This window comes from Azospirillum doebereinerae, from assembly GCF_003989665.1.
In the GTDB taxonomy this organism is placed as follows: domain Bacteria; phylum Pseudomonadota; class Alphaproteobacteria; order Azospirillales; family Azospirillaceae; genus Azospirillum; species Azospirillum doebereinerae.
On record NZ_RZIJ01000066.1, the window covers coordinates 1 to 3,219 of the forward strand.

The following is a 3,219-nucleotide window of genomic DNA, read 5'->3' on the forward strand; positions in this document are numbered from 1 at the left end:
TCTCGCCGGGGCGCCGCCTCGTGCCAGGCCCGCCCGGCGGCTTCCGCCGCCGCCGCCGCCGCCGCTTCGTCCGCCGCGAGGCGCGCGTCGCGCTCGTGCCACGCCACGGCGGCTTTCGCGGCGTCCAGCGCCTGTTCGCTTTCGCGCACCGCCGCGCCGGCCGTGGCGGTCTCGGCCGCCAACGCCGCGCGCTCCACGTCGCCCAGCACGCCGATGCCGCCGCCCTGCGCCTCCAGCGCGTCGAGCGCCTGGCGTTCCCGCACCGCCCGCTCATGCGCGGCGATGGACAGGCGCGAGTAGATCTCGGTCCCCGTCAGCAGCTCCAGCAAGGCGGAGCGGTCCTTGGGCGGCGCCTTCAGGAAGGTCGCGAAATCGCCTTGGGCCAACAGGACGGCGCGGCGGAACTGCTCGAAGGTCAGGCCGAGCCGCCGCTCGATCTCCTCCAGCGCAGTTTTCTTGCCGTCGCCGAACCGCTCGGACCCGTCGAGCCGGCCCAGCGTCAGGGTTTGCGGCTGCAAGGCGCCACGCGCCTTCTGCCGGGCGCGCCGCACCTCCCAGCGCGCCCGGTAGGCGGTGCCGTCGACGCCGACGAAATCGACCTCGGCCCATCCCGCCCCGGCGCCACGCCGCAGCACCGCGCGCACGTCGGTGGAGCGGATGGCGTTCGGGTCGCCCTCCACCCCCAGCAGCACGCCTTGCCCCTCCGGCAGGCGCGGCAGCCGGTCGAACAGGGCGAGGCAGAGCGCGTCGAGGATCGTGCTCTTGCCGGCGCCGGTCGGCCCGGTGATGGCGAACAGCCCGGCGCGCCGCAGGGGGGCTTGGTCGAACTCGACCGCGAAGGGGCCGTCCAGACTGGTCAGGTTGCAGCCGCGCACCGCGAGGATCCGCATCACACACTCTCCCGCACGCCGGTCATGGGTCGTTCCTGGAAATCACGATCAGTCCCGCACCATAGCGGAAAGCGTTGGAGGCGATTCGGGGAAACGTCCGGTGAACGCTCGGGGGGCCCTCCCCCTCCGCACCATTCGGCAACCCGGAAAAGGGAAATTCAAGAGCCGCCTGATGTCATTCCGGGTATCTCTTGCCAGGATGGTGCGTTTTCGCGATTATCCCGGCGAAAAAGCGATCCTGCGGAGAAGGTGGATGCATCATCCGGAAGCGTTGGAACCCATTGTCGCTTTCCTGCGCGGCCTGGGCCTGGGGGTCGAATACGGCGAGGGCGCTCACAACGGTTTCCTGCCGGGCGTGAACATCCATGGCGGGGTGATCCACGTCGACCCCGATACCCTGGTCGGGTCGGGCGACCTGCTGCACGAGGCCGGGCACATCATCGTCGTGCCTCGCCACTATTGGCCAAGGCTGGGGACGGATCTTCTGGCGGACACCGAGGCCCTGATCGCGGAACAGACGGGGCCGGACCGATCGCCCGACCCACGGCTCGTCCTGGCTGCCGGGCAGGGCGAATTCATGGCCCAGGCCTGGTCCTACGCCGCCGCCCTGCATCTCGGGCTGTCGCCGGGTTGCGTCTTTTTCCCCGGCGCCTACAAATACCACCAGTATGAGGGGCTGCACCCGCTGGCGGCGTGGCTGGAGCGGGGGTCGCATTACGGTCCGCTGTTCCTGGCCCAGTCCGGCATGACCGGCTTTTCCGGCCTGTTCGCCCATATGGACGACAACGGCCTGCCGCCCTTCCCCCACATGACCCGCTGGTCCTTGAACTGAGCCGGCGGGCCGCGCCGCAAACCCCCCTCATTCCCTCTCCTGCACGGCGGTCAGCAGTTCATGGAACGCCGCCATCAGGGCGGGGGCGGGGTCTGCTTCGTGGCTGCGGCGGTGGATCCGGCGGAACACGTCTTCCGGCGCCAAATCCGCCAGTTCGATCACCGGCGCGCTGTCGGCCAGAGCCTCGCCACTGCCGGTCAGGCGGATGGACAGCTTCAGCAGGCGGACCGGCTGTCCGGCCAGCACGGCCTCGACCTCGTCGCGCAAGGCCGGGCGCGGCTCCGGCAGCGCCACCGACAGTTCCAGAAACGGCCAGGAGTCGCGCGGCAGCGCCTCGTCGAGGTCGAGCCGGCGCAAGGCGTCGAGCGCCTCGTCCGGGGTGGCGAACCGTCCGTTGCCGGGGATCCGCCGGATGGCGACGAAGCGCGGCACCCGCAGCGACTCCCGCCCGACCAAGCGGCCTCCGGCGAACTCGGCCAGCACGACCTGGTGGGGATAAGGCTCCTCGTCGATGGCGAGCGGCAGGGGGGAGCCGCTGTAACGGACCTCCTCCCGGCCGCCGATCCCCTGCGCCCGGTGCAGATGACCGAGCGCCACATAGGCCGCGTCCTCGGGGAAGATCTCGACGGGCAGGGCGTGCAGATTGCCGCCGAGGATCTTGCGCTCGCTCAGATCCGACAGCGACCCGCCCCGCATGTAGCAATGGCCGGTGAGGATCAGCGCCTCGCCGGGCCGGATCGCGGCGCGCCCGGCCGCGCCGGCGCGCTCGTACAGGCGACGGACTCCTTCGATCAGCGGATCCGTGCCCTCCTCATCCTCCGGCGTGGGCAGATCGGATGGGCGCAGATAAGGCATGGCGACGCAGCGGGCGGCGACTGCGCCGTCGCGGTCGTGGAGGGGAACGACCATCGCGGCCGGATCGAACAGCCCGTCGCCGTCGCAGGGCAGGGCGCCCACCACCCGCACCCCCATCTCCTTCATAAGAGGGGAGGGCGCCTCCAGCCGGCTGGCGCTGTCGTGGTTGCCCGCCAGCACCACGACGTCCAGCGCCGGGAATCGCGTCTTGGCCCGCGCGAGGAAGCGGTAGAACAGGGCGAGCGCCGGGATCGGCGGGTTCTGGCCGTCGAACACGTCCCCGGCGATCACCAGCGCGTCCACCCCATGCTCGCCGATGCGGTCGAGCAGCCAATCAAGAAAACGGGCGTGCTCGGGATCCCGCGCGACGCCGTGCAGCGTCTGGCCGAGATGCCAATCGGCGGTGTGAAGGACACGCAGGGAACGCATGGGGCGGTGGCTCGCGCAACGGAACGGAACGCCACTCTACGAAGGCCGCCGGGGGCCGGGTCCGGAAAAAATGCGATGGGGACGAAAAAAGCGCTTGCGGGGTCGAGGCTCCCCGCCTATAAAGCGCCTCCCGACACGAACGACGCCGACGCGGTCCAGACGGACGGCCGGCAACGAAGCGAAGGGGAGCCAGACAAGACGGCCATTGCGGCC

3 protein-coding genes are annotated in these 3,219 nt (G+C 70.8%); 1 reads left to right on the forward strand and 2 read right to left on the reverse strand.

The window, feature by feature from the left end:
* Positions 1-890, reverse strand: an 890-nt coding sequence (locus EJ913_RS31160) for an AAA family ATPase (protein ID WP_148125319.1), incomplete at its 3' end; no start/stop codon positions are given.
* Between the two features lie 253 nt (positions 891-1,143).
* On the opposite strand from EJ913_RS31160, the gene EJ913_RS31165 reads away from it, so the two are divergent.
* Positions 1,144-1,722, forward strand: a complete 579-nt coding sequence (locus EJ913_RS31165) for a hypothetical protein (RefSeq protein ID WP_127005214.1) — start codon at positions 1,144-1,146, stop codon at positions 1,720-1,722.
* A 27-nt stretch (positions 1,723-1,749) separates the two neighbouring features.
* On the opposite strand, the gene EJ913_RS31170 is transcribed toward EJ913_RS31165, so the two are convergent.
* A complete protein-coding gene (locus EJ913_RS31170; RefSeq protein ID WP_185910043.1) occupies positions 1,750-3,006 on the reverse strand; it encodes an exonuclease SbcCD subunit D C-terminal domain-containing protein in 1,257 nt (418 codons plus the stop codon).
* Between the last annotated feature and the right edge of the window lie 213 nt (positions 3,007-3,219).

What these genes read in the sequence shown, in the direction of transcription:
- EJ913_RS31165 (WP_127005214.1), top strand. Translation starts at nt 1,144, where the DNA reads ATGCATCATCCGGAAGCGTTGGAACCCATTGTCGCTTTCCTGCGCGGC.
- EJ913_RS31170 (WP_185910043.1), bottom strand. Translation starts at nt 3,006, where the DNA reads ATGCGTTCCCTGCGTGTCCTTCACACCGCCGATTGGCATCTCGGCCAG.